General features: G+C 38.0%; 15 protein-coding genes. 5 read left to right on the forward strand and 10 right to left on the reverse strand.

The annotated features are described in order from the left end of the window. Window positions 1-187: 187 nt before the first annotated feature. From DYI03_RS10170 to DYI03_RS10185, 4 genes are read right to left on the reverse strand one after another with little or no spacing between them, the layout of a single operon-like run. Window positions 188-1,048 carry a hypothetical protein gene (locus tag DYI03_RS10170; RefSeq protein WP_004355168.1) on the reverse strand — a complete coding sequence of 287 codons (861 nt, stop codon included), beginning with the start codon at window positions 1,046-1,048 and terminating at the stop codon, window positions 188-190. Further along, the gene (locus tag DYI03_RS10175; RefSeq protein WP_021669141.1) at window positions 1,045-4,701 is read right to left on the reverse strand and encodes an ATP-binding protein; all 3,657 of its coding nucleotides are present in this window, start codon (window positions 4,699-4,701) and stop codon (window positions 1,045-1,047) included. Before DYI03_RS10175 ends, DYI03_RS10170 begins: the two co-directional genes overlap by 4 nt. Next, window positions 4,685-5,236: a condensin complex protein MksE gene (locus DYI03_RS10180; protein ID WP_021669142.1), complete on the reverse strand. Its 552-nt coding sequence runs from the start codon at window positions 5,234-5,236 to the stop codon at window positions 4,685-4,687. The genes DYI03_RS10175 and DYI03_RS10180 overlap by 17 nt, the downstream gene beginning before the upstream one ends. 6 nt (window positions 5,237-5,242) lie before the next feature. After that, window positions 5,243-6,439, reverse strand: coding sequence for a hypothetical protein (locus DYI03_RS10185; protein WP_025064705.1), 1,197 nt, complete (start codon window positions 6,437-6,439; stop codon window positions 5,243-5,245). Window positions 6,440-6,597: 158 nt separating this feature from the next. Here DYI03_RS10185 and DYI03_RS10190 point away from each other — a divergent pair, with 158 nt between their 5' ends. Further along, complete coding sequence (locus DYI03_RS10190; RefSeq protein ID WP_021669144.1) at window positions 6,598-7,308, forward strand: alpha/beta hydrolase; 711 nt, start codon at window positions 6,598-6,600, stop codon at window positions 7,306-7,308. Between the two features lie 97 nt (window positions 7,309-7,405). Here DYI03_RS10190 and DYI03_RS10195 read toward each other — a convergent pair whose 3' ends face one another. The 4 genes from DYI03_RS10195 to DYI03_RS10210 all read right to left on the reverse strand — a co-directional run bounded on the left by DYI03_RS10195 (window position 7,406) and on the right by DYI03_RS10210 (window position 12,275). Next, window positions 7,406-8,398 carry a hypothetical protein gene (locus tag DYI03_RS10195; RefSeq protein WP_021669145.1) on the reverse strand — a complete coding sequence of 331 codons (993 nt, stop codon included), beginning with the start codon at window positions 8,396-8,398 and terminating at the stop codon, window positions 7,406-7,408. A 264-nt stretch (window positions 8,399-8,662) separates the two neighbouring features. Further along, window positions 8,663-9,415 carry a hypothetical protein gene (locus DYI03_RS10200; RefSeq protein ID WP_004355160.1) on the reverse strand — a complete coding sequence of 251 codons (753 nt, stop codon included), beginning with the start codon at window positions 9,413-9,415 and terminating at the stop codon, window positions 8,663-8,665. A gap of 224 nt (window positions 9,416-9,639) precedes the next feature. Beyond that, window positions 9,640-11,730, reverse strand: coding sequence for a TonB-dependent receptor (locus tag DYI03_RS10205; RefSeq protein ID WP_021669147.1), 2,091 nt, complete (start codon window positions 11,728-11,730; stop codon window positions 9,640-9,642). Between the two features lie 218 nt (window positions 11,731-11,948). Further along, window positions 11,949-12,275, reverse strand: a complete 327-nt coding sequence (locus DYI03_RS10210) for a hypothetical protein (RefSeq protein ID WP_021669148.1) — start codon at window positions 12,273-12,275, stop codon at window positions 11,949-11,951. Between the two features lie 488 nt (window positions 12,276-12,763). Between DYI03_RS10210 and DYI03_RS10220 the strand changes: the two genes are divergently transcribed. Genes DYI03_RS10220 through DYI03_RS10230 form a run of 3 tightly spaced genes read left to right on the forward strand, consistent with a single transcriptional unit; the run spans window position 12,764 to window position 17,681 of the window. Continuing rightward, window positions 12,764-13,990 carry a nucleoside recognition domain-containing protein gene (locus DYI03_RS10220; RefSeq protein WP_025064706.1) on the forward strand — a complete coding sequence of 409 codons (1,227 nt, stop codon included), beginning with the start codon at window positions 12,764-12,766 and terminating at the stop codon, window positions 13,988-13,990. 15 nt (window positions 13,991-14,005) lie between these two features. Next, a complete protein-coding gene (locus DYI03_RS10225; protein ID WP_021669151.1) occupies window positions 14,006-15,499 on the forward strand; it encodes a lipopolysaccharide biosynthesis protein in 1,494 nt (497 codons plus the stop codon). A 58-nt stretch (window positions 15,500-15,557) separates the two neighbouring features. Further along, entirely contained in the window at window positions 15,558-17,681 is a 2,124-nt protein-coding gene (locus DYI03_RS10230) for a S46 family peptidase (protein ID WP_021669152.1), read from the forward strand. Window positions 17,682-18,416: 735 nt separating this feature from the next. Here the strand turns inward: DYI03_RS10230 and DYI03_RS10235 are convergent. Next, complete coding sequence (locus tag DYI03_RS10235; RefSeq protein ID WP_021669154.1) at window positions 18,417-19,244, reverse strand: DUF4595 domain-containing protein; 828 nt, start codon at window positions 19,242-19,244, stop codon at window positions 18,417-18,419. A gap of 429 nt (window positions 19,245-19,673) precedes the next feature. Here DYI03_RS10235 and DYI03_RS13870 point away from each other — a divergent pair, with 429 nt between their 5' ends. Beyond that, the gene (locus DYI03_RS13870; protein ID WP_262510450.1) at window positions 19,674-19,802 is read left to right on the forward strand and encodes a hypothetical protein; all 129 of its coding nucleotides are present in this window, start codon (window positions 19,674-19,676) and stop codon (window positions 19,800-19,802) included. A gap of 59 nt (window positions 19,803-19,861) precedes the next feature. Here DYI03_RS13870 and DYI03_RS10240 read toward each other — a convergent pair whose 3' ends face one another. Beyond that, entirely contained in the window at window positions 19,862-21,145 is a 1,284-nt protein-coding gene (locus tag DYI03_RS10240; RefSeq protein WP_021669323.1) for an NAD(P)/FAD-dependent oxidoreductase, read from the reverse strand. Between the last annotated feature and the right edge of the window lie 181 nt (window positions 21,146-21,326).

Below are 21,326 nucleotides of genomic sequence, written 5' to 3' on the forward strand. Positions count from 1 at the left end.
TCCGAGTTTCGCTCGGCTATTCGTTTTTACAAAAACCATTGTATTTCTGAAAAGCGAGTGCAAAGGTATAGTTTTTTTCAATACACTCCAAACTTTTCAAGAACTTTTTTCAAAAAAAAGTGCTTTTTTTTGTTTTTACAGAATATCGTCAGGTTAACACCTTATATATATAGAATCCTTTGTTTCCCTATCTCTCTGATTCTATAAAGCCTTCTTGGTCGTATCCACGATGATAAAGGTTAATTAAATCGATAAGTTTTTGAATATTCTTATCCGTCGATTTAATTTTTCCAAATTTTTCCAATTGAATATCATAACGCTCACGATTTCCCTTAGAAAGACGTAAGGCACTATCGTTAGGAATAAAAAACGATGCTCGTTCTTTTAAATAAGGTTTAAATTCAGTTTGAAAGATATTTATTCCTGCCAAATCTAAATCGCCAAAGTGCAAATATGAGTTAGGAATACGTTGCAGCCATTTTATTAAATCCCCATTTTGTGGATAGCGTGATACAAATAATGGAGTTATTCCAGAAAACAAGTATTGTTGCTGCCGAATGTATCGAAAGTTCTCCGCATTTTCAACTCCAACAATTGTAATATAGGAAGGTATTTCAAAATTTTCATAATCGGCAATGAAATAAAAACTCCCTTTAGGCGGAGCAATAACGATTGGCATTTTATTCAACGTAGCCTGTATGGGCTGGTACGAATTAACTAAAAATCCAGTCATTGAACGTATGCTTTTCGGCTTTGACCCACCTGTTGCTTTTACCGCCTCAGCTCTTGTCAAATGTTCATCACTCAGTGCATTTATCGCATTTTCTATATTTTCAATACCAAAAAATGATGTTACGAACTGGCGAAAAGCTGCTAAATTTGCCACAAAATATCGTTTTCTACTTTTTTGCACATCGCAAACAAGCGTAGCTTCACCAAGCAATTGCTCCACCCAGTCGCCTTTTAGCTGACTTCCGGGCAAACTTTTTCCTTCTTCTAAAATTAAAAGTTTGCGCAATAGGGATAATGTTATTGCAGTTTTCTTCATTTTTGTATCATCAAAGGAATTATCATTGTCATTGAGCGATTATTCTTTTTCAACAAATAAGTATATTTGTAATCAGCTACATCATACGATGTTGGCGAACCATTTACCAAAAAAATATTTCTTGCATTGGCAAAATCGAGTATTCCCTTTACGTTTTCAGGGTGCAATTTTCCAATTTCGTCCATCATGCAATGCAAACTAAAGTCTTGAAACTTTCTTGACATTGATTTCTTGAACACGTTGATGAGCATAATATTGACCATCGCCTTCACTAAAATATCAGTTCCGTCAGAGCCAACGTTTGATATCTTTTCTATCCAACCTGTATCATTATCATTCTCAACAATGCGAAATTCAAGTTTAAAGGTATCTTTAAGCGACAGAAGCTCTCGATGTTCATCATTCAAAAGTACCTTTACCAATCGCAATAAATAATTGATTGTTTTCTCGGTCACATCTGTTTTATCTTCCGTTTCCGAAAAAAGATTCAATTGTCCAAAACTAAATCGATGTTCATCGTTAAACTCTTTTATACTTTCCAATAGGCGCATCAACGCATCTTCGCTCCTTTCCGACCTTAACTCAATGCTTTTTATAACTCCTGCAAAGTTGCGTTCACGAAAATCAGCATTGACATTATTTATCACTTTGTTTATATCGCCACTTTTCATCTTTATATCGCCTACCTCTTTCGATATGCGCTGCAAAATAGAAACATAATGTTCGCTAACCTGATTTTTGTATTCTTCAATTTTATTATTCTCAATAAATTCATACAACTTTTCGGCAAAGACTATGTAATCCTTATCGGTTGAAAGTTCTGTCGAAAAATTAAATGTATTTTTACTTGAAAAATTCGACTTAAATTGATTTACATTCTGGTGAAAATTATGCAATTTTGCTTGTTGGTCACGTATCTTTACTCGCAAATTTTCTAATACAGCTTTGGTTGGTTCAGTTGTTTCTTGCTTCTCAAGAATAAACGATAAAAATTCGGCATAACTATCTTGCTCACGAAATTGAGCAGCCGCCTCAAGCCCTTTGCGTATATCGTCAATTCGTTCGTAGCAAGTTTTCAAACTACCTTTAATACGATTTAAGCCTTCGTTGTGCTGTTTGCGTGTCCGTTCAAAACGCTCTTCTAACGAATTACGTTTTTCTTCTGCCTTTCGTTTCTCCTCTTTTAACGTTGGCTCTTTATCAAAAAGTTCCTCCTTATCCTTTTTATATCCGTAATAATCCCCTTTACTTTTCTCAATAAATGCCAACTCGAAGTCTATTGCTTTTATCTTATTTTGCGTACTTTCAATCGCAATTTTATCAACACCAGCCCCCGACAATTCTTTCAACAATTGCTGTTCATTGTCAGCTATTTGTTCTTTCATTTTCGTTTCATAGGCAGCAATTTCCGTTATTAACACATCTATTTTTGCTTGAATCTTTGTGCTTATTTCGGTTTCTTTGTTTTTCAAGACCTTATCAAGATTCTTTTCATCGCTGATGCGTTTCTCTTCCAATCGTTTTTTCTCTTCCTCTGCCTGAACAATCTGGAGCGATATTTTTCCTATTTCAGCATTTATACGTTCTTTTTCCGCAATTTTCCACTCATTTTCTTTGGCTTCCAATTGCATAAAATCAGCATTAGCCTTCTTCAATTTATTTTGAATTTGGCTCAATTCTGCACTATTATTAAATTTCTCCTCCCTTATTTTCTTTATCAAATTCGTGTACTTCGTATTACTTTCAGCAATCGATTTTTCCAACGAAGTTTGAATATTGTTTCGCTTTTTCGTTGCTTCGGCTATTTCTTTTTCTATTCTTTCCTTTTCGTTTTTTACCATTTCTGGCGTACGCACTACCCTATTAATGCGATTAACATTAATTTTCAAACCAAAAATAGTGTCGTTTTCTGCCGTAATTTTCGGGTCAAGCGATGTATTATAAAGTACATTTTCCTCGTCTAATAGTTTTCCATAACTTTCCAACCACTTCGGATTATTCACCGAAATCCAATTAGCTAACGACCCTTTACTGCGTTCTATCAATTCGTCGAGTTGCATTTTCTTGTTCAACAACTCGTTTATTTTCAACCCAATAGGTTGAATTTGTCCGTTGGCTTCCTGCTTTTTATTTGAAATTTCTATTTCTGCCGTCTGCTGCAAGCCTTTAATTTGCTGCGTTAATAGCTCAACTTGATTTTCCAGCCAAACTTTTCGGTCTTTAATCTGCGTTCTTTCCTGCTCTTTGCGCTCTATTTCTTCTTTATAATGAACTTGATTTTCCACTCTTACAAGCTCTTGTTTGTAGGTAGCCACCTGCCCTTTCATCTGCGCAATCAAGTCGTTTTTATCATTAAAACGCACTAAAAAGTCGTCCAAAACAGCCTGTTTCCGTTGCAAAATATCATCGTGCAAGCGCAATATTTCTTGTTGCAACTCTGCATTATGAGCATTTATGCTTTCCATTTTACTATTCTTTGCACTTTCAAAGGCTTGTCTAATTTTTGTTTCAAGCGTATTGTATTTTTCTTTAATGTTGGTAAAAGATGCTGTTAAAGTATTGAGAATTTGTTCCTGTGCCTTCTTTTCTTGCTTTCTTTGGTCTTCTTTTTCAACTCGTTCAATAATTTTTTCTATCTGCAACTGCTCATATTTTTCTCTTTTTAGTTTTATCTTTTTGAGCGAATCAGTGCAGATAGCCAGACTTTTCACCACTTTATCACGGTTGGCTTGATAGGTTTTTGTTTCCTCGTCAATCAGTCTTTCCGTGCGTTCTTTCTGTGTTGTCAGTTCTATTCGTTCTTGTTCCAAACCAGGGAGTAACGCCTTATCACGCTCTTCAACATAGTTTAGCTTTTGAATCCCAACTTTTATTTCACGTTGCAAATATAAATTGGCATGATAACTATTAATAACCATGTCGGCTTCCTTGCGAATTTTTACAACACCGTTTTTGTCTTTTTTATACCAACGTGCTATATCGGTAAACTTTTGTTCAAAATCGTAAACCTGATTTCTAAAAAAAGACAAGTCGATAGCTATTTCTTCATCACTCATTGAACCAATAATAGTATCTTTAATGAAATTGGCATCGAGTTTAGAATTGAGGAAAACATTTTGAATGGTGCGTGGAATGTTCTGATATTTTGCACTTTCTGCAATAGCAAACTTGCGATATTCTGGACGAATAGCATTGACATTACCAAAAATAATGTTTCTATATTCTTCGTAACGCTCAATAATAGGACTAACGTAACACCCTTGTGGCAGTCGTTCACGAATATTTGTCCACTCTGAAGACACCTCATTTGAAGGCGAAATAAAATACGATTGCTTGTAGGCGGTGTCTACAAATCGATACATGACACGCCCTCTGATGCGAGAAGCCACTACAAAATAAGTTCCCGTTTCGCGTTTTACTTCATAGACAATATACGAATTGGCATATTCTAAATAGAACGAATCGAACGATTTTTTCTCCTTTGGTATGCCTAATTTATTTTTATCGCCATTATAAAAGAAGAGCAATGCACGCAATATAGTACTTTTCCCAACTCCCTGTGTACCTATAAAATGCACATTACCATCAAGTTTTATTTCACCATATGGAACGTGCGCACTATTGATAAATATTATTTTATTGAGGTATCTCATCTTCTATCTCCTCCGAAATGGTTAAACAATCGATAAGTTCTTCTAAGTAATGGAAAGCAGCCGTAACCTTATAGGCTCTTTCAGTTTCATCAATAAGTTCTACAACTCCCATTGTTTCCATTTCCTTGATAAGTTTTTCCACTATCTCTTGATTGGTTTTCTTTCCCAAAAATAGTTTTTTCGCCTTTTCTTTCAGTTCCAAATCGGAATTGATTTGAATTAGAAAATCTTCTACATGAAATTCAAAACCAGAGCCAAAGGTGGAATTAAATGTGGTAAGAAAGTCTAAATAGTCAATCCATTTGCACATTGCCTCTAATTTTCTTTGCAAATCAACCTTTGCTTCTCTACGTGAAAAATAGTAATATCCGTCGCCTTTATCAAGTTGAAAGCCTATGCCTGCAAAATAGTCGGCATACTCTTGCTCGTCTTCTTCAATAAGGTCGTACAACTGATTGTTTTGCGGTTTTATGCTATTCGACACGATAAAGCCACCTTTACTTAATATGTTGAATATTTCTTCTGAACGTTTCATTTCCTTTTACTTTATATAAATGAGGGGATATTCCCATTGTTTGTGGGTTGCTATGGTATCGGTAAATTGCAATTGGTCGGCATATTGCGATGCCAATTGGCAGAAAAGCACCAACTTTTCTTCTTCCGTAACCTCAATTCTGTACCGATAGTTCTGAACAAAGGTAAATAAATCTTGCGCCTGCGCCCTAAATCTATTTATCACTTCTTGCTGACTTACACTTTGTTGCGTATGAGTGGTAGCCTTCAAATAGGCAGTGTCTAAAGCCTCAGCCTCCTGTCCTTGTCGGGTTATACGATTATTTTTTCGCTTTTCTAAGAGTTTCAATATCTCCAAAGCCTCGTTTGAGGTTCGCAGATAGTCAAGACTTAATTTTAATCGATACCCCATTTGCGGTTCAAGCCACACTGGATTTAAACGTAGCATTACCGCCTCAACGTTTGTATATTCCTTGATAATGAGTTGGTCGCGCAGGTATTTTAACCGTCGCAGCTTTTTTAATCGTTTAGTTTGAAACTCTATCAGATTAATATATTGAATTATTTGCTTTTGAATTTCAATCAAGCTATGGGCTGCCTCAATGAGTTCTGCACGCACATCATTTACCGTTTCACGCATTTGCACATCCATTGCCACAGAAAAGAAAGTGGGCTGTCGCTCGTCTAACACTCGCTCGCACTCATGAATCAAGATTTTTATATTGTTACGCTTCACGTCTAACGCTCGCAGCTTGTCAATCTTAATTTTATAATTGGGTTCGTTCTTATAAGTATTATTAATATTACGCTTCAAATCAATAATATTACGCAAAGTTGTAAGCGAAATTTTCTTCAATATCTTTCGCACTTCCTTTTGATAGCCATACTTTTGTCGCTCGTTATTTTCTTTCAGAAAGTAGCCTATTTGTGCATTTAGATTGTCAATATAGTCTTTTACCGAAGAAACATTTACCTCTTCATTTACTTCTAAAACCTCTTCAAAAAAGCGAAGATAAACGTCTTCCAATTCAACAAACTCTCCGCTTTCATGAATGATACCCGACTCTATAAGGAATCGTAATCTCGCTGCATCATAATCTAACATCTCTTCGGCATAACTTCGACGAATAGATAAATCTTTGCGCTTCTCAAATAAATCTTTTATCAATGCTTTTTCTCGATTTAAACGAAGTATAAGCTCGTCAATGGTACGAAATGCAGACATAGAAAACGTTTTTAATATTTTAAATTCAATGGTTAGAATTACAAAGATATTAAATTTACATTGCATCGCCAATAGTTTCACTTAAAAAGTTTTGCTAACAACTTTCAATAGTCGAAAAAAAATATATATATTTGTGCTATCCTAAAATACAAAATGATATGAAACACGAGAAAGAAAATATAAAAATAGGTACCCACGAGTGCATCATTTTTTCTCCAAAAAAAATACTTACCGACAATAAACCGCCTGAAATTCTTTTCCTTCAGCCTGTCGATAGCCACGATGTCGAAGAGTTAGAACAAGAAATAACGTATATTGAGGCACATATTTCTTCTCATTTTATTTTCGTTGCCATTAGAATTACGAAATGGAACGAGGAATTAACCCCATGGGGCGTACCGCCTATTTTTGGTAAAACACCCTTTGGCGAAGGTGCTTCAAACACCTTATTATATATAAAAGAACAACTTCTCCCCTATTTACTCCGAAGATTTTACGAAAATTATCGTCCGAAAATCATCTTAGGCGGATATTCACTTGCTGGCCTTTTTACCTTGTGGACTTCCTACAACACAGATTTCTTTAATGGAATAGTTTCGGCTTCCCCCTCTATTTGGTATAAAGATTGGTTGAAATATGCAGAGCAAAATACGCCTAAAGTGAAATTTGCCTATCTCAGTTTGGGCGACAAAGAAGACCATACCAAAACTAAAATTATATCAACCGTGAAAGAATGTATGGCAAAGCAAATCGAAATTTATCAAACACAAGGTGTGAACGTAAAATTTGATTGGAACGAAGGCAATCATTTTCAAGACAATGGGGAACGTACTGCCAAAGGTTTCGTTCACATAGCAAGTTCTCTTTAAAAGTAAGCGAGGCATACCCTATTGAGTCCCCCCGAAAGTTGGACAAAACAACTTTCGGGGGTGTACTTCAAATTTGCTATATCCTCACTTTCTTATCTTAAAACCAGAAGTTGTTCATTTCATGAGTTCCTGAGCCATCTATATTCCAATAAAACTCCATTGCAGCTGTTTTGAAATCAGTAATACCAAAAGCGTCCATTAAAGCATGAATTATTCTACGGTCTTTTTCTGTAAAATCAGCTTCAGTATATCCCATCATTTTGTCGTAATCGTCAAAATCCTTGGTTTCTAACTCACGATCGTCAGCCGACATATAGAGATTGATAGGAATTGAAATTGCAGGCAACCACTCTTCGCTTTCTAATTGTTTTCCAGTAGGCTCATAAAATGGAGATGGTTTTCCATCTACTAATTTGCTTTCATTGGCACGCATCAAACGAATTTCCAAATTGAATTTCTTATATGAAGCCATAAACTCAAAGTAGCCTTTCATACCTACACATTCTTCATTTTCTAAGAATTTTGCTCCGTCAAAGTGGTTTGATTTGTCGGCAGGGTCGGTATCACAATAAGTATAATGCATGAAGTCGAGTCCATTCTTCATTTCTATCTTTTCTGTATCGGCATATCCAGAAATGATATTCTTTGCCATGAAGAAATGTTGATACAATTTTCTGTTTTCAGGCGTTGTATATTGTGTTGTTATTTCCTTTCCGTCCTTGTCGTAATAGTGAATATCGAAAGCATTTACACAATGTACTTCTTCTCCGTATGTATTGCCCATGAGGTTTACCATTTCGTTTGCAGGGTCAGCAACCCACTTGCCGTTTTCGAGTGTAAACTTCAATTTATAGTTTTTACCAAAGTATTTTACCTCTTTAGCAAAACTATTTTGATGGAATTTTTTAGGCCCATGCAAATGTCCGCCATAAATATTAATTTCAATTGATGCTGGCATAATCATCTTTGTTTCCTTTTGATTTGGAACAGGAATCGGATTTTCGTCGTCCTTGTTACATGATGCTAGACCCATCATTAAGATTGCACCCATGGCAAAGCATAGTGCGGTTTTAAACCATTTTGTTTTCATAATTGTTACTTTAAAAAAAATGATTATTAAATTTGTTTTTGTTCTCTATTTTAAAATATAAAAACCACCAGCGAACAAGGGCGTTAGCAGTAGGAGCGTGATTATTTGCAAACTCATCAACTCGTCATCACGTTCCTAACACCCTAAATTTTTGCTGAGAGGAACGTGATAAATCACGCCCCTACAGAGGGTATTATTACTTGCTTGAACATTCTTTGTTTCCGCTTGTAATATTTTATAAGTTCGTGTGGTTTAACAAAATCATTATTTTTCGATTTCTATTGGCACGGCAATTTGTATATCCCACAAGCCTGTACTTCTGTTTTCAGCCGAAGGCATATAGAAAGGCGATGGTTTTCCGTCTTTTTCCAACTTTGTTTTCGTAGCGTGCAGAAGTTCAATATTCATTGTAAACTTCTCGCCAGCCTTTAAAAAGCGGAAGAAACCTTTGAAACCCATTGGATTTGTGTTGCCTATGAAAGTGCCATTCAATTCGTCAGCATAATTATAATCGAACGGAATATTGGCTTTTTTCTTCTCTCTTACTTCTTTTTTCACACCGTTAGCATCGATTTGTCGGTACACACAAAAGAAATGTTGGTGTATTTTGTCCTGACCATTGTCAAAAAATTGGTGGTTCATTGATTCTCCTTTCTGATTGAAATACTCAAAGTTTAGATAGTAAACCACATCGGGATTTTTCTCAAAGTTTTTCACTTTAAACGAGTTAGTCGCACTTGTTACGCCCCACCCTTTTCCGCTTTTCACTTCCCACACGATGGTTTGAGCAGGCGAAGCTGTGTTGGCTTTAAAGTGTTTCATCTCTGGATTTTGATTAAACACGCCTCCTTCTAATCGTCCTTCTTGCAAAGTAAGCACCGCTTTAAAAGGGTCTTCGTGCAATTTGTGTTGGTTTTCGTCCTCTGGAGTTTCTGGACTACAAGCTGCAACCATAAAGGAAAGGGCTGCAAGTGCCATAATATTTAGCACCGAATGTAAATAATTTCTTGTTTTCATTTTCTATTCTTTTTATTCTTTGTTACGATTAAGGCTGGTTCTATAAATTACCACCGCATATTGTCATTAAATTTTATGAAATACGTTTTGTTATCTTTTGGCTTCTTTTTGGTTAAAAATGTAAGTTCGTTCAGTCGTGTAGCTCGCTACACTCCTTCACCCTCTTGCATTTTGACCTCAAAAATAAGTTCAAAATCTAACAAAGCTAATTTATAGAACCTGCCTTAAAAATTCCATATTGCCATGAATCGAATATCACGTCCCATGTCGTGAGCGTAATATCTACTGCGGTTGGTATATTCTTTGTATTCCTTATTGAAAATATTATCGCCCACAATTGATAGTCTTAACGACTGATAATCGCCCAATCGGCAGTTCATTCCCACTTCAAAACCATAAAGATTGTAAGCCGCAGGAGCAAATTCTATCAAGTCGGTCTTAGGGTCAAAGCGGTTTTGATGGGCTACAAATTTATGACTAATGCTTACCCATGGCTTTATGTTTCTTTTGGCTTGCGGTTTCCAAGTCAAACTTTGTGTAAATCGTGCCGATGGTATGTAGGGCAAATAATGATTGGTTTTGCGTTCGTTTGCCCATATAAGTGCTGAAATAAAATGGTAATCTACCGATGAAATGGGATTAAAATGTACATCAAAGTCTATCCCACGGAAGAACGCAGAAGTCTGTTTGTAGGCAAAAATTGGGAATGCACCAGCTATAACCGTTATATTTTCTCCCGTTGGTTGGTCGTAAATGTAATTGTTAATCCACTGCAAATAGCCATCAATTCGAAAGTTTATGAGCTTGCCTAAATAGTCGATTGAAACAATCCATTTATAGCTTTGCTCCGATTTTAGTTGGTCGTTTCCTTTAACATACATACCCGAACCTAACTCATTACCATTGCTATAAAGTTCGTAAACGTGTGGCGCACGCCATGCAACACCAAAGTTTGTTGTAAATTTCCAACGACTTATCGGTGCATAGTGTCCACCCAAACTGTAAGTAAAGTTAGTGAAATTGTGCTTGCCGCCATAGCGTTTACTTGTCCAATCGTACCCGTCAGCATCGGTATGTTGATAGTCGAAGCGTGCGCCAGCCTCCATTCCCCATTTCTCTTGTATGTATTTTTGCAGCGCAAAAGCTCCCAAAGTCATTTCGGTATAGTTTGGAATAATAGGTACAACGCCTGTTCCTCGCTCACTATGGTTTTCTACATTAACCAACTGAACGCCAGCATCGGTACGCCATGCGCCATAGTTTTTGTACCATTGCAACGAGTTTTGCAACGAATTAAGGCGTAGACTAACCGTTGGAATATCCGAATTATTCATGCGACGAATGCGATTTTCACGGCGGTTATCGTATTGGTAAGACGTTTGCCACGCAAAGTTTCCCCACTTTTCGTTATCATAAAAGAGTTTAAGAATAGCGGTTTGGTGGGTAATTTTCTGGTGTGGATAGCCAATAGAGCGACTGAATGGCAAAATTTCCACAGGTCGCCCCATCATGATTCGCTCTGCCAATAGCTTTTCATTGCCCATTTGTGCACTCTGCATCACGCCTATTTTTTGGTCGAACAAACTATAAAATGCCTCTAAACGGAGGTTGTTCCAACGATAACCAAGGGTGGTTGAGAAATTAAATTCACGATAGCCCGTGTTGTTCAGCAGATAGTTTGCCGTACTTTGGTCGCCACTATTGCTATAAGTTGATTGCACACGCCAAGCCAAATCGGATAGTTTTGGCATTGTTCCTTCTGCCATTCCGCTAAACGAATAGCGACGACCATTTGTGCCATACATACCATTTAAATTGCCATGTACCAATTCGCTACCGTATGGAAGGGCTTTTTGCTCCATAAGAATAATGCCACCCAAAGCCTCAGAACCATAGCGAACGCTCTCTGCTCCCTTGACAACTTCAATGCGTTGCGCACTATTTTTATCAATTTCTGGGGCATGGTCGGCACCCCATTGTTGCCCCGTCAAGCGTGCGCCATTATTAACCATCAAGATACGGTTGCCATACATGCCGTGAATAACGGGTTTTGCTATGGTTGTACCTGTTTGTATGGAACTTACACCGCTTACTTGTTCCAACAAAGCAGCTAAGGTTTTACCCGAAGCCTGCGCAATATTTTCCTTTCCAAGTGTATTAGAAACGGCATTGATACTTGCTTTTTTGCCTTCTCCAACCACAGTAACTTCGTCCAAAGTGTGTTCCTTTACACGATTTTTAGGTGCTTGTGCAAAAGTGTTTTGGTGTAGAAAGCCTACAACAAACACCATTGCTAATAAGCGAAAATTCTGCATATTAGTTTGCTTTTTATAAAATAAAATAAATGATTTCGTGTTTCTTCAGTGCGTGAACATAAGGTAGGCTGCGGTCTATCTATTCCAAAACCTTTGGAATAGAGCCTATGTTACGCCATATAGCGCAACAAATTCTATCGCAAAACCAGCATTTGTGAAACGATGAATAGTGGCTTTTACCATTAAAAGCCTATTGTTTCCAACAAAAAGAAGCTACCTTATGCGCAAAAATAAGGAGGTGCATGCGCATTTACCGACTCAACAGAGCGATAAATAACGACAGGTTCTTGTGGTTGTGGTTTATGAATAATTGTACAAACCACCATTGACACATACTTGTAAGGCGTTACATCGCCTACTTTGTGCATTGAGCATTCGCAAATAAAACATTTACTCGTTATTTGACTTGCGTGCGTAGTTGTCGAATGCTCGTGTTTAAGGGTATCGTTATCATGATAATGCGAACCTTTCATGCCCAACGCAGCGATGAATGTTATTAATAACACCCATGCTATCAATTGTTTTGCAAGGTTCTTACGCTTCATTTTTACTCTACGCTTGTTTTTTAATGGCTACTAAAATATTAGCCACCAAGTTTGTAGTCCTATTAGGGCTATTTTATTTCGCCTAATATTATTTAGACAAAATCTATCTTGCTTGCAAATGTATATAATTTCTTTGTAATCGCTTCTTATTATTTATTTGTTTATATCTTTTTAACTCCTGAATTTAAGTTTTTCACAACTCTTCAAATCCAACGCATTCACCTTGAAATATTATCTACATCAAAAAAAAGAGCCTGTTTTGAAGTGCAAAATAGGCTCTTTTGAGCTTCAAAACAGCCTATTTTGTTTTTAATGGTTACTGTTTGCAATTTCTTAGTGTTGTGTTTTTCATAAAAATGGAGCAGTTTTGTCGTTGAAATTACAAATATTTTTAAAAGACAATCAATAGATAATATGAATTTTGCCTGTGTCGTTAAAATTTCGTACATTTGCCATTTGAATATCAATTCAAGGAGATTAATAACAGCATGGTATTAAATTATATTTGGATAGCGTTCTTCCTCATCGCTTTTGCCTTTGGGGTGGTAGGTCTTTTTATGGGCGATACCACTATATTTCAGAAGATGGTCGATGCTACATTCGACTCTTCTAAATCGGCTTTCGAGGTGTCGCTCGGCTTAACAGGCGTACTTGCGCTTTGGTTAGGTATCATGAAAATAGGAGAAAAGGCTGGCATTGTCAATGTATTGGCACGCATGTTGAGTCCTATTTTCACTAAGTTATTTCCCGATATTCCTAAGAATCACCCTGTTATGGGGTCTATTTTTATGAACATTGCGTCCAATATGTTGGGGTTAGACAATGCGGCTACACCTACGGGACTGAAGGCAATGGCACAAATGCAGGAACTTAATACGAAGAAAGACACAGCAAGTAATCCGATGATTATGTTCCTTGTGCTAAACACAAGTGGCTTAACCATTATTCCAACCAGCATTTTGGCTTTCCGTGCTGCCAATGGTGCCGCTCAGCCTACCGATGTTTTCATTCCTATTTTGTTGGCTACTATGGTAGCAACTCTTGCGGGAATTATCATTACTTCGTTATGGCAACGCATCAATTTGTTACAACCTATTTTGTTGGCTACTATCTTTGGTATGATAGCAGCAGTAGGTTTCGTGATTTGGGGCTTCGGTCAAATGGAGCAAAGTACGATGAACACCGTTACTTCTGTGGCATCTAACATGATATTAATGTCCATTATCGTGCTGTTTATAGGTGCTGGATTGTTCAAAAAAATCAATGTTTACGATGCGTTTATCGAAGGGGCAAAGGACGGTTTCACCACTGCCGTGCGCATTATTCCCTATTTGGTAGCCATACTCGTGGGTGTTGGCGTGTTCAGAGCATCGGGTGCAATGGATATTTGCATTGGTGGCATACAGTGGACGTTAGAACAATGCCATCTGAATACTGACTTTGTGGGTGCGTTGCCAACCGCTTTCATGAAACCATTGTCGGGTAGTGGAGCGCGCGGATTAATGCTTGAGGCCATGCAAAACTATGGTACCGACTCGTTTGTGGGAAGGTTAAGCTGCATTTTCCAAGGTTCTACCGATACAACATTCTATATTCTTGCCGTCTATTTCGGAAGTGTCAGCGTTCGTTACACACGCCACGCAGTGGCTTGCGGACTACTTGCCGACCTTGCGGGGGTAATTGCAGCAATTGGAATATGCTATATTTTCTTTTAATTTAAGACAAAACAAATGGCAAATTTAAAATCATTGGTAAAGGATACAGCTATTTACGGGCTAAGTAGTATTGCTGCACGATTCATCAACTACCTATTGGTACCTATCCAAACTGCCAAATTTAACGCTGCTGGAGGGCAGTATGGCATCATAACCAACGTTTATTCTTACGTGGCATTGCTCATTGTGATACTCACATACGGCATGGAAACCACCTTTTTCCGCTTCATTAGCAAAGAGGGCGAAGACCCTAAACGCATTTATGCTACCACTTTAAAACTCGTTGGTACTACTTCGCTCGTCTTTATGGCATTGGTTTTAGCGTTCAACCAGCCGTTGGCTAACCTTTTAGGCTATGCTGACCACCCTGAATACATACTCGTCATGTACGTTACAGTAGCCATTGACGCTTTCGCAGCCATACCTTTTGCCTACTTACGTTATGCCCATAGACCGATAAAGTTTGCTACTTTAAAGATATTGAACATCACTTTCAACATTGCTTTGAACTTGCTTTATTTGGTTGTACTGCCTTCTTTCAAGCTCAATCCATTCGGCATTTACGATGCAAACTTCACGCTTGAAGTGGTTTGGATATTCTATATCAACCTTTTCTGTACGCTCCTTACGCTGCTAATGCTCTGGAAAGAACTTGGCGGACTACGCTATCGCTTCGATTGGGCAGCAGGAAAACGAATGCTTAGCTACACTTTTCCATTGTTAATCATGGGTTTGGCAGGTCAGTTGAACCAATGTGCATCGCAAATTATCTTCCCTTATGCTTACGATGGCAGTACAGAAGAAGCACGAGCGCAGTTGGGAATTTATGGTGCTTGCATCAAAATAGCAATGATTATGGTCATGATTACGCAAGCTTTCCGCTATGCTTACGAACCATTTGTGTTTGGAAAATCGAAAGATAAAGACAATAAAGATACTTACGCAAAGGCTATGAAATATTATATCATATTCACGCTTTTGGCTTTCTTGTCTGTAATGGGCTACATGGACATACTTCGCCATGTGGTAGGACGTAGCTATTGGGACGGATTAGAGATTGTTCCAATTGTCATGGCAGCCGAAATTATGTTTGGAATCTTCTTTAATCTTAGCTTTTGGTATAAACTTACCGACCGCACAATATGGGGTGCTTACTTCTCAGGCATCGGTGCTGTGGTTTTAATCGTAATGAATATTGCGCTCATACCTTATTATAGCTATTGGGCATGTGCTTGGGCAGGCTTCGTTTCCTATGCTGTGAGCATGGTAATCAGCTATTATTTTGGGCAAAAATATTATCCAATTGCTTATCCTTTAAAGGAAATTGCGTTCTATGTTGTCGTGGCTTTGGTCTTCTTTGTGGCTATCAGTGCTTCCAATCAATACCTCTCTACGCCGTTGGCATTAGCTTTGAACACAATAATTATCTTTGCTTTTCTTGCAATCATCGTTAAACGCGATTTTCCATTAGACAAAATTCCAGTCATAGGGAAACGCTTTAAAAAGTAAAAGCCTGCGGAACGAGTCAAAAACAAAATATTTATATTCACTATTAATCAAAATAAGTATGAAAAAATCAACTTTAGTCCTCGCTGGAATGCTCGCTTTAAGCACAGCTTCTAAGGCAGATGAAGGTATGTGGACACTCTACAATTTACCAGATGCGGTTTATACGCAAATGGTTGATTATGGTTTTGCATTGCCATGCGACCGACTTTACAATAGCCCAAATGCTATTAGCAACTATGTTGTTAATTTTTCAGGTTTCTGTTCAGGTGTTGTCGTATCGCCAGATGGTTTGGTTTTCACCAATCACCACTGCGGTTTCGGTGCTATCAATGCCCATTCAACAGTTGAACACGACTACATGCGTGATGGCTTTGTAGCAAAAAGTTTTAGCGAAGAGTTGCCAAACGAAGATATGTTCGTATCTTTCATGTGCGCTCAAGCTGACGTTACCAATCGTATTGCTCCGTTAATTGCCAACAAATCATTGAGAGAGCAAGGCGAAATCATCGATTCTGTTCAGAAAGTAATGAACGATTCTATCAAGAAGATAGACAAAACATTGCACATTGAGATTGCTCCTTTCTATGAAGGCAATAAGTATTACGCTACCACTTATCAAGATTTTACCGACGTTCGTTTGGTATTTACTGTACCAAAGAGCATGGGTAAGTTTGGTGGCGATACCGATAACTGGATGTGGCCACGCCAAACTTGCGACTTTTCTGTGTTCCGTATCTATGCAGACCCTAAGACAAATGGTCCAGCAGCTTACTCTAAGGACAATGTTCCTTACCACCCTGAGCATTATGCACCTGTAAGTTTGCAAGGATATAAGGACAAAGATTTCGCCATGACCATTGGTTATCCTGGCAGCACCAACCGTTATCTTTCTTCATTTGGTATTCAACAACGTCGCGACATAGAGAATACGACTCGTGTACAGACCCGCGACATCAAACTTGCATTGATGAAAAAGCACATGGACGCTGACCAAAAGGTGCGCATTCAGTACGAAGATAAATATGCAAGTTCTGCCAATTATTGGAAGAACTCTATGGGTATGAACAAGTGTATTGATTCTATCGGGCTTATTCGCCAGAAGGCTGAATACGAAGGAAAGATTAAATCATGGTTGGCACAGCAACCAAATAAGAACTCAGCAATAGATGTTGATTTCAACAAATTGGAGAATTTGTATGCTCAAAGCCGCCCTATTGTTCAAGCTTTAGGCTACTGGGAAGAGTCATTTTGGAAGACTTCAGAGTTTTTTACTCGTGCTTTGAAGCTCAATACTGGTATGCCTAAACAAGGTTCTAAGGACAATCCCAAGAAACAATACATTACTTTTGCAGACAATAGCGACAAGTGGAATTATGTTTTAGACAAGGAAATGACTGCTGAAATGATGCGCAATTATGCTACAATGATGCCTGCTGAATATCACCCAGCATTCTTCAAGACTGTAAAAACAAAGTTCGGTGGCGACTTTAAAAAGTACACTGAATGGCTTTACAAGAAGAGTCAAGTGCTCAATAAAGATGCTAAATTCTATCCTAACAACCGCAAAAAATTCTTGAAAGACCCAGCTGTACAAGTTGGTACAGACCTTTTAGCTATTTATTACGAACTCGGTGGTAAGGCAAACCCTCTTATGGAAGCTATCCAAGCAGAGGAAAAGAAACTCACAGAGGCTAAACTTCAAATGGAAATGGATATGCCTCATTATAGTGATGCCAACTTTACGATGCGCTTGAGCTATGGTCAAGTGGGCGGATACATGATAGGTGGTTTCAATAGCGGCTACTATACCACTTCGGAAAGCATTGTTGAGAAGTTCAAAAAGGCTGATAAGATTGCTGATTACAAGGCAGAACCTATCATGATGAACTTGCTTACTGCTAACGATTATGGCAAGTATGCTGACAAAACTTCGGGCAAAATGCAACTTTGTTTCTTGACCAACAACGACATTACAGGTGGTAACTCTGGTTCACCTATGTTCAATGGTAAGGGCGAACTCATTGGTTTGGCTTTCGATGGCAACTGGGACAGCCTCAGCTCTGATATTAATTTCGACCGTAACCTTGCTCGTTGCATCGGTGTTGATATTCGTTTCGTACTTTACATGATGGACAAATGGGGACACGCTGACCGCTTGATTAAGGAAATCAACGCTAAATAATAGCAAAATAAAGATTGAAAAAAGGACTGGCAAAGTGGATTTGTCAGTCCTTTTTGTATAGGTAAACCACTTATAAGCACTAAGAAAACACTTCCAAAGATACTCCATGGCAGCAACATTGTACACGTTTGTATAATCCATTATACACACTTGTACAAACTATTATACACGCTTGTACAAAGCAAAACATCTTATACATCATGGAAAGAACTTATAAGGGAAGATAAATGCCTAATCCTTGCACTCGGTTGAGTTGCTTTCATGGCGCAAGAAAAGCTAAAAGAAGGTGGAAGATGGCGACATTCATTCCGCTAAACATAGAGCTAAAAAACGAAATAGGCACTTTTGAACCCCAAAACAGCCTGTTTTGAAGTGCAAAACAGGCTGTTTTGGGTTTCAATACAGATTGCTTTTAAAATCGCAATACTATGATTGTTGTATTATTGAGACCATTTCGTTAACCCAAAAGAACCATTTAATACGTGAGTTCGAGACCATAAGACCCACTAAGGCGGCTGTCATGGACAACCAACAGCAAAGGTAGTAATAAAATTTTACAAGTACAAGGACTGATAGGAAAAAGCTCCTAAGCTTTTTAGAAAAAGGTTAGGAGATTTTTGAAGAAAGCTTAAGAGCTTTTGAGGGAATACTTGGGAGCTTTGAAAAGTATGCTTAGAAGCACCTCAAATATAGCCTAACTGCTTTTATGTGGGTACCTCTTAGGAGATTTCCGACTTACCAAGAGAAAGAGTAAGTTTTGTGGTTACCCTTGAACGAGATTGGATAACCTGCGGAGTTTAGTGTCCAAGAGAAGTTTTGAGTATGGTGTTTGTTATCAACAAGTTTTACAGGTAAATCCTTGGTAGCCTTTCCGAGCAAGCCAGCATAATAGGCATATAGAACATCGTCACTATCCAACCCAAAATTCTCATCAAAGAGCATCACGCTACCTTTATTCTCTATAGGTGTGGTTATATCCGTTGAAGTGTAATAAATCTTGTGGGAGTGATTAAATTCCGCTTCCTCAGAATACGTTATTTTCGTTTCTACGATGTTTCCATTTTGATATGTGATAGTAGTCTCTTCGGTTCCACTCTCCGAGCGTTGCATCGTCAGTAGTTGCCCATTGCTGTTGTATGTAAAATTCCAGGGTACAGTATGTTCTCCATCTAAATCGTGTACTACTTCCTCGCAATGTTTGGCAAAACCATCCTTGTTGAGGTACAGGTTATAGGTGGAATACTCTTCGCCATTTCCATTGGTCATTACTACATCTGGAGTCGGTCCCGTAGAGCGTGTAGCTGCATCTTTATACTTGAAAGTTATAGGCTTGCCATTTTGGCGCATAATGGTTATAACCTGTCCTTTTTCATTTGTCTGAATGGTCATACCAGCTATACTCTTGGGAAGTCCACCTGTGAACACCTTCAAAGGATTAACCTTTGTACCAGTCTCAACTACTTCACCTTTTGGCTCATCATTGTTACTTCCACATGATGTAAATGTCATCGTTGCGCCCAATACCGCTGCGGAAAGGTACGCCATTGTTATAATTTTCTTCATTATATCTGATTTTTATGTGTTTATGATTAGTATTCGTGTCAGCCCATAAAAAATAAGGGATAGACAAACAAAAAGCGTGGACTGATAACTGCGCTTATGTTCTTGAGGTATCGCCAAACACCATTGCCACTTAAACGAGTAAAAGCCCACGCCGTTTGACGTGAGCATTAACTTTTACTCTAGTGGATCTTTTAATTTTGGCGAATTTCAAGAACAAGAATGCAAGCTAACGCTTTTTATCTAATATGTCTGTTATCAGTTTTATTCGTTCATAGGCACAATACTTTTTGTTAATTGATTGCAAATATACAATTTTTTTATTAAAATACCCCAGTTCGGGATAAGAAATAGTTCATAAAAAAGTTGGTAGTCTCACAAATATTTTGTATCTTTATAGGTGAAAATCAATTAGTTACAAAAATATTTGATATGACTGCCGATTACAAAGTTACAGAATTATTTTGTATAATAGACGAGTTTTGCAAACATTTTGATGCAGAAAATGCAGGAAATCTACTCACTATACTCCCTCATTCACTGCCTATTTTTGCTCAATAAAAACCTCAAAATACAGCAAAGCTAATTTTTAGAGCCCACCTTAAAAACAACAGAACTGCTTATTTTTGTGAACTTTTAGCCTTCAAAATGAGTCGAAGGCTCTGTTTGTAGTTGAAATAGTTCCACATCCAATTCAGCAAAATCACCACTTTGTTTTTCACACCAAGAATAGAACGAATGTGAACAACCAACCAAAGTATCCACGCAGGGAGTCCTCCAAACTTCTGTCCACCAATTTCTGCCACGGCGCACTTACGTCCGATAGTCGCCATCGTACCTAAGTTCTTGTATTTAAACATCGTTAATGGTTCTTTTTTAGCCATTGCTTTGAAATTTTTTGCCACACATCTTGCTTGTTGGATAGCCGCTTGCGCCAATTGTGGGTGTCCCATTGGATAGTCAGAGTCGCCCTCTACAAAACTTTGGTCGCCTATGGCAAAAATGTTTTCAGTGCCTTTTACCTTGCAATATCTATCTGTCAGCAGGCGACCCGCTCTTCCTATGCTCTCAGCAGGTATGCCTTCAATTTTGTTTGCCACGATACCACTCACCCATATAATGGTTTTTGAAGGAATTTTTGTACCGTCTTTCAGCCATAATTCATCATTTTGACAATCTACGGCAAACTTATTTTGCAATAAAATCACCCCCATTTCCGTCAAATCTTTCTCTGCTCGGTGCGAAGACTTGATGTCCATAGCTCCCAACAGACGGTCGCCAGCATTGACAAGATATATTTTCAACTTATTAGCATCTAAGTCGGGATAGTCGCGCGGTATGATATTCTTCTTCATTTCAGCTAAAGCACCCGCAATTTCAACGCCTGATGCACCGCCACCCACAACAATCGTAGTTAATAAAGCGTTCTTTTTTTGTTCGTCTTCTTCGGTTTCAGCTCGTTCCAAGTTCTCCAATATCGTATTGCGAAGGCACATACTTTCCGCAACCGACTTCATTGGGAGCGTATTTTGCTCGAAGTTTTGATTACCAAAGAAGTTGGTTGTTGCGCCAGCAGCCAACACGAGATAGTCGTAATGTATCACTCCAATAGATGTTTGTAAGGTGTTTTCAGTACGATTAACCGCTTCTACGGTTGCCATTCTAAAAAAGAAATCGCTTTTACCTTGAAACAATCTACGAAAAGGAAAGGCGATACTACTTGGTTCTAAGCCTGCCGAAGCCACTTGATAAATGAGTGGTGGAAACTGGTGGTAATTGTTTTTGTCAATAAGAACTACTTGGTAATCAGACTTTAGCATATCAAATGCCAACTCTAAGCCTCCTAATCCTCCGCCAACGATAACAATTCTCTCTTTATTGCTGTCTGCTATATTTGCTTCCATATCCTGAAACTTTTAAGGCTGGTTCTATAAATTAGCTTTGTTAGATTTTGAACTTATTTTTGAGGTCAAAATGCAAGAGAGTGAAGGAGTGTAGCGAGCTACACGACTGAACGAACTTACATTTTGAACCCAAAAGAAGCCAAAAGATAACAAAACGTATTTCATAAAATTTAATGACAAT

The sequence above is a fragment of the Prevotella disiens genome (assembly GCF_900454955.1).
In the GTDB taxonomy this organism is placed as follows: Bacteria; Bacteroidota; Bacteroidia; order Bacteroidales; family Bacteroidaceae; genus Prevotella; species Prevotella disiens.